Origin of the sequence: Gilliamella sp. CG13, from assembly GCF_046635805.1 — a bacterium.
In the GTDB taxonomy this organism is placed as follows: domain Bacteria; phylum Pseudomonadota; class Gammaproteobacteria; order Enterobacterales; family Orbaceae; genus Gilliamella; species Gilliamella apicola_I.
The window spans coordinates 704,521-711,272 of record NZ_JBIDFM010000001.1 but is presented as its reverse complement, the minus strand read 5'-3'; the positions used below and the strand labels follow the sequence as shown (position 1 = coordinate 711,272).

Below are 6,752 nucleotides of genomic sequence, written 5' to 3'. Positions count from 1 at the left end.
CAAAAGTTCAAAAGTTCAAAAGTTCAAAAGTTCAAAAGTTCAAAAGTTCAAAAGTTCAAAAGTTCAAAAGTTCAAAAGTTCAAAAGTTTAAATTGCTATTTTTATTAAAAACTGAGTGAATAAAAAATTTCGTTTTTAACAAAATACTAAAAACCCAACGTTTAGGAAAATTATACTCGTATAATGTTTATAAATCTTAAATTCATTTATTAACATCAACCACATATCGACCTTTTATTTGTCCTGCTATCATTTTAGTGGCGATATCATTGCAGTCGTTTAAAGTTATGGTCTTGCCAATATGGGATAGCATTGATGCATCAAGATGTTGGGATAATAACTGCCATGCCGCTAAACGATGTTGATAAGTTGCCATTACACTATCAACACCGGCTAATGTTACACCACGCAAAATAAATGGTGCAACCGTTGCAGGTAAGTCCATACCTTGTGCCAATCCACAGCAAGCTACTATGCCACCATATTGTGTTTGTGCACACGCATTTGCAAGTGTGTGTGACCCAACGACATCGACAACGGCAGCCCATTGTTCTTTTTGGAGTGGTTTGCCTGCTTGTTTTAATGGTTGGCTGTCAATGATATTGGTTGCACCAAGTTTGCGTAGGTAGTCTTGATCATCCATTTTGCTGGTCGAGGCTGTTACGCTATAACCTAATTTGCTTAGCAGGGCAACGGCAACGGAACCCACGCCACCACTTGCACCCGTTACAAGAATAGCACCATTTTGCGGTTTGATGCCGAAATCAAGCAGTCGTTTTACACATAAGGCGGCGGTATAGCCCGCAGTACCCAAAACCATTGATTGATAAGGTGTGATATTTTGCGGTAATGGAATTAACCATTCTGATTTTAAATAGGCATATTGTCCTAAACACCCCCAGTGGGTTTCACCACATCCCCAACCGTTTAAGATGACCATATCCCCTTTTTGATAGTGACCATTTGCACACTCAACGACACAACCCACACCATCAATGCCCGGTATCATTGGCCATTGCCGGACAACGGGGCTTTTGTTAGTGAGTGCTAATGCATCTTTATAGTTAATACTTGAGTAGTGAACTTCGATTAATGTGTCACCTTGCTGAGCAAGTAATTGTTGTTGGGGGACGGTTTTTATAGAACTTGTAAAACCGTGGTTTTCATCTTTTTCTAACACAATAGCTTTGAATGACATGGTTATTCCTTATTACATTTGGCAATCTAAGGTATGTTTACTCACTGAATTGGTAGAACAGATAGTCAGTGAACAGGCTGATTTAATGTTGCTAGACAGTCGGTCTAAAAATTATAGACCGATTGTCTAGTCTATTGCAACAGATATTAACCAAGCTATTGATGCGTTAAAATTGCCATCAATCGTATTAACTAATGGGGTTAATTTTACGCTTATTTTAGTCAGCCTAAACTTGTATAACGGTTTAAATATAAAAAAACCGATATTTGTTTGATCACCAATATCGGTTTTAATGGGGTTGTTATATTAATTTACCAGTTGGCTTTGAGGCCTATTGACCCATTTATTGGGGCTTTGACTCTGGCATTGCCACCATTTGACCAAGTGTGACCCAATTCACCGTAGGCGGTAAATTGCGTGTTGATGTCAACGCTTCCACCAATCGCTAATTCAGTACTGGTATGTGACGCACCACTACGGATTGTCTTGGTGTAACTTGGTGTAGCAAAGTGGGTACGATCAGCACCATTTGGCGAATAGAACAGGTTTACTCGCGCATAGGGTCGTAACATGCCAAAATCCATAGCAAAATCGTTTTCGATTCTACCCCCAATACGGAATAGCCAAGCATTATTATTACTATGTTTGACGGTTGTGTTACCTTTTATATGGCTTTTATCTAAATCGAGCCATTGGTGTATAATCTGTACTTGAGGCTCTAGCTTCCAACCCATATCACTGAATGTAAACGGTTTACCTAATTCGATTGAAGCGGTGGCGCCATAGCCTTTTTGTTTGCTGTTGGTGTTACTGTTTGGTTTGATATTGACTTTATGTCGTGCAGCTTGCACCACTAAATCCAGATAACTGCCGTCATCATGCGTGTAAGTCCCATAAACACCAATAAAATACGTGTCAGTCGTATTTTTTCCAACATGTCCATTTATACCACTAGCAAACCCGTTAACTTTTAAGTCACCGTATAGGTAACCAAAATAAGCGCCTATACGCCAATCATTATCTTGCCAGATATCACTACCTAATTGTAAACCGGTGTAATTTCCTTTGCTGTGAGTATTTAATACGCCGTTTTGTTTGATATCGTTACGTGCTGCAATGAATCTACCCCATGTGTTAGTGACATCGTTGCTTGGCGTATTACCTATGCGTTGGTGTAGATTGCTGAGCATGATAATATCCGCTTGACGTAATTGCTCACTCACCGCTGAATAAAGTGGGGCTTCTTTTCGGTAAGTTAAGCGTTTGTTGTTGGTATTATGCTTTTCTTCTTTCTGATGATTTGAATCAATAATAGGGTTCAAATCGTGATTATTTTCATCATTGTTAGAATCAGTTGTTCCCGGATTATTTTCTTCATTCTTTGAATGAGTATTATTCTTGTCGGTATTTTGATCTTCATATAGGTTGTCCAAATAGGAGCGTAAATACCAATTATCATTTTGATGATTGAGATCACCTTTATAAAGATAATATTCGAAAGCGCCGACATCTAAATGTCCACCTTGAAGATTGAATGCGTCATTGGTACTACTACCGGTCACATTTACCACTTTAATGCCATTTGTATTTGTGGTGTCCGCCCCAATTCCATTGACATTATTTATCTGTAATTGTGTTTGTCCAGTTACATGACCATTCACATGTAATCTATCGGTATCACTTTCACTACCTTGTACCACGGTATCCAGTATTAATTTACCATTGTTGCCGACATAGTCACCGTTAATTATTAAATTTTCGCCAGCCTTTGAATTACTCAGCGTTATGGTACCTGCGTTATTGATGGTACCGTTTACCGTAGCTTGATTTAATGATGTTTGTAATTTCAAAACAGAATCAGCGTTTAAGGTAAGGTTTTGAGTATCTAAATCGCCTGTTAATGTAAATGTTATCGCTTGCCCTACATTGATATTTTCCCAATTTAGCACAGATACATCGCCACTACGCCCCGTACTTGTTGATGATCCTGTCATATCTTGGTAAAGATTCAGTGTATCGGTTGACGATGATTGTGAACTGCGCATTGTATCACTACCACCATCAATAATCGTGAGGTCGGTAATATTCGCATTTTTATGAATGGTGAGGGTATCATTACCCGTTCCAAGTAGGATTTGTCCACTGATTTTTGAACCATCATTAAGAGTAATTATCGCATCACTAATTTCATTTTTAATTGATGCGCCTATTAGGGCTGAAACATCCGATCCTGCATTAAGATTGATATAGGTTTTTGTCCCAACATTACCTGATGAGTAAATGCCAGCACCAGGAAGGTTAAGTTGATTTTGCCCCTTACCAACTACCGTGCCTGCGATATCAATTTTAGTTATGCCTGTCCCGTTATTGGTGACATTAATCCCACTATTTAGTCCAATTATGCTACCAGCCTTTTGGGATAAGATGAGATCGCTTGATGTATTGCCGTTTTTAACTAGTATTCCCGAACCGTTATCACCATTAATATTTCCTGATACAGTAATAGATGAAATCCCTGTTCCTAAATTACTCACATTGATACCATTATCTGAACTGGTTACGCTACTGGTTGCCTTTTGTTCAATATATAAATGTTGAGCTTTATTTTTATTGGACGCTGAGATCGCATCTCCACGCCCTGCTTGAATGTTACCTTCGACAGTAATGCTTGTCGATCCTAATCCTTGGTTAGTCAGATTGATCCCATTTTTACTTCCTTGAATATGTGCCTGATTTTGGAGCGAAAAGATCAGATCTTTTGTTGTAACATCATTAGCCACAATGATTGCATCTAAAGAATGGCTTAGGACAGATCCATTAATGTTAATAGAGGTTGAACCACGACCTTTATTTACTAAATTGATGCCATTGAGTTGTCCTGTAATGGTGGCATTATTATCAAGTATTACTGATAAATCATTAGCGGTTGAATCATTTGAAGCAACGATTGCATCATAAGTTGAACCGGTTACATTACCGGTTAATGTTATATAAGATGACCCTTCACCTTTGTTGGTAATATTAATACCGTTTTTTTGGCCTGTAATGTTACCTTGTATATGATTTATCTTCATATCTGTTGTATGGACATCGTTAACAGCATATAACCCATCGTATTTTGCACCGATTACATCTCCCGACGTGGTAATGTTGGTTTCACCAAGACCACTGTTTGCCATATTGATACCGTTTAATGCACCATAAATATTTCCTGTTGATTGCTTAACGGTTAGATCATGTGAATTGGCGCCATTTAAGGCGTACATACCGTCATTTTTCTGTCCTTTTATCACGCCTGATGTTGAAATAGAAGTCGATCCATTACCATGATTGGCAATGTTGATTCCATTGGCATTCCCGTTAATGATGCCTGCCGATTGTGTAATAGATAAATTTTGAGTGTTTGATTGATTCGCCGCATATAAACCGTCGTTATTATTGCCTAATACTTCGCCTGAGGTGGTAATAGTGGTTGAACCTTTACCGCTATTGGCCATGTTTATGCCATTTAAATTACCGGAAATTTTTCCACCTTTTTGGTTGACGGTGATGTTTTGTGTGTTGATATCATTAAAGGCATACATACCATCATTATTTTTCCCAATGACTTCACCCGATGTGGTAATTTGGGTCGAGCCATTGCCTTTATTCGCCATGTTTATGCCATTTTTATTACCTTGAATACTTCCGTCTGATTGTTCGACGGTGAGATGCTGAGTGGTAGTATCATTAAGGGCAAACATACCATCATTTTGGTTGCCTAACACTTTTCCTTGTGTTGTTATGAATGTGGATCCCTTTCCTTTATTAGCAAGATTAATTCCGTTCGTATTGCCGCTGATTTTGCCACCGTTTTGTTTAATCGTCAGATCTTGCGTGTTGACATCATTCGCCACATACATGCCATCATTATTTTCGCCTATGACATCACCCACTGAGTTAATGGTGGTTGATCCGTTTCCTTGGTTGGCAAGATTGATGCCATTAAGCTTGCCATTTATAGTGCCCCCAGATTGATGCACAGTAAGGTCATGCGTATTGTTACCGTTATAGGAGTATAGCCCATCATTTTCAGTACCAATAATATTACCTAAGGTGGTGATAAAGGTTGAGCCTTTACCATTATTCGCCATATTGATTCCGTTTTGCTTACCTTGAATCTTGCCGGATAACTGATTAAGTGTGAGGTCATGGGCATTGGCATGATTAGCATTGAATAACCCGTCATTTTGATCACCAATGACATCACCTGAAGTCGTGACCAGTGTTGAACCGTTACCATTATTTGTCATGTTAATACCATTTGTACTACCATGAATCGTGCCTTCTAATTGGTTAACGGTGAGATCTTCTGTATTTTCTTTGTTGACGACAAACATGCCATTTGCTGTTTGACCTTCAACACTTCCTGATGCATTAATCAACGTCGATCCTATACCGCTGTTTATAATATTGACACCATTTGCGTGGCCTTTAATACTACTGCCATTCATTTGTGTAACGGTGATGTCTTTGGCTGTGGTATCATTAAATATGTAAATTCCTTCATGTTGGCTACCAATGACTTCGCCAGAGGTAGTGACCGTTGTCGAGCCCGTTCCGCTATTGTTTGCATAAATACCATTTGTTCTGCCCGATATACTTCCTATCAGTTGGATAACCTTAAGATCCTTTGCACTTGTCGCATTATCAGCTTGTATTCCGTTGGCTGCTTCACCAACAACGCGTCCAGAAGTGGTTAGTGTTGTGGTTCCGTTACCTTTATTCTCGACTTTGATCCCATTTTTTTTACCCTGAATGCTACTGTTACCCATTTGTGATACTTTTAAATCTTTTGTGGTTTCGGTATTGTTTACCGCGAGCCCATTCTGAGCTTTTCCTGTAATCACGCCTGATAGCATGATGTTACTTGAACCAATACCGCCGTGAGTAATATTCACTCCACTGGCTTCACCAGTTATGGAGCCAGCCGCTTGGTTAAAAGTAAAATCACTGGTGTTACTGTCGGTTGTGTAATCGTATCCATCATTCGAGTTGGTAATATCGTTTGATATAGTGATGTTTTTTGAGGTGGCAAAAATACTTATGCCAGCGCTGTGATTAATAAAATTCTGTAGAGGATTACCGCTGTATGGCAAATTTAATGATTGATTAATATTATGTTTTTGTGAAGCAATTGCATTATTTAAATCGTTTGCCGTGTCACTTGCATAACTGTAATGTGTTAATACAAAACTCAAACTGACAACAGTAAGCAATTTGACCGAAAAACTTTTACCTTTTGATTGGGTATTTTCCGAAGTTGGTACATAACTTTGACGTACTGCATCCCAAATAAGCCTATAAATTTTGTTCATTATTTCCTCTCACTTAATCAGAGATATTTATATTTATGTAAAATATAGCTTTTAATTTAAATGAAAATGCTGATAGAAAATTAACCAACGAATATTTTGTTTTTAATGTAACGAGATACAAAAAACTTATGAAAATTTAATGCATTATGTAAAGATATTTATGAATAAAAATAAAATTGCGTTATTTACAAATAAAA

General features: G+C 38.1%; 2 protein-coding genes. Both read right to left on the bottom strand.

Going from position 1 to position 6,752, the window contains the following annotated elements; all coding sequences use genetic code 11:
- Nucleotides 1-202: 202 nt before the first annotated feature.
- Nucleotides 203-1,198: an MDR family oxidoreductase gene (locus tag ACGH6R_RS03205; RefSeq protein WP_411598884.1), complete on the bottom strand. Its 996-nt coding sequence runs from the start codon at nt 1,196-1,198 to the stop codon at nt 203-205.
- A 311-nt stretch (nt 1,199-1,509) separates the two neighbouring features.
- The gene (locus tag ACGH6R_RS03200) at nt 1,510-6,555 is read right to left on the bottom strand and encodes an autotransporter outer membrane beta-barrel domain-containing protein (protein WP_411598883.1); all 5,046 of its coding nucleotides are present in this window, start codon (nt 6,553-6,555) and stop codon (nt 1,510-1,512) included.
- Nucleotides 6,556-6,752 lie beyond the last annotated feature (197 nt).

Bases quoted from the DNA above. Each gene is read 5' to 3' on its own strand.
- ACGH6R_RS03205 (WP_411598884.1), bottom strand. From the start codon at position 1,198: ATGTCATTCAAAGCTATTGTGTTAGAAAAAGATGAAAACCACGGTTTT.
- ACGH6R_RS03200 (WP_411598883.1), bottom strand. From the start codon at position 6,555: ATGAACAAAATTTATAGGCTTATTTGGGATGCAGTACGTCAAAGTTAT.